Origin of the sequence: Mesorhizobium sp. M1A.T.Ca.IN.004.03.1.1, from assembly GCF_003997555.1 — a bacterium.
Classification (GTDB): Bacteria; Pseudomonadota; Alphaproteobacteria; order Rhizobiales; family Rhizobiaceae; genus Mesorhizobium.
The window spans coordinates 1-230 of sequence record NZ_RZTV01001214.1; the positions used below are offsets into that span (position 1 = coordinate 1).

The 230-nt window shown below is 48.7% G+C and carries 1 pseudogene; it reads right to left on the reverse strand.

Annotated features, from left to right (window positions below):
* A pseudogene (locus EOD29_RS35550) lies at positions 1-104 on the reverse strand (N-acetylglucosamine kinase); the annotation flags it as partial.
* Positions 105-230 lie beyond the last annotated feature (126 nt).

A 230-nucleotide genomic window follows, 5' to 3' on the forward strand; every position in this document is an offset into this window, starting at 1 on the left:
GCAGGGCCTGATTTGCCGCGGCCGATGACATTGCCGTTCCTGTCCGCGACTGCGGCCCGGCAGCTCGTTCCGCCGCCGTCTATGCCGATTGCAAGCTCCGTCATCGGGCCCTCCGAATATGCGTTCCCCATGGTTTTTAATACAATACCAAAAAAATACCATTTACCAAGTGGGAATGACACGGAAAATCGATCTTTTTATCATATTGATTTTGCTTGATTAAATTTTTT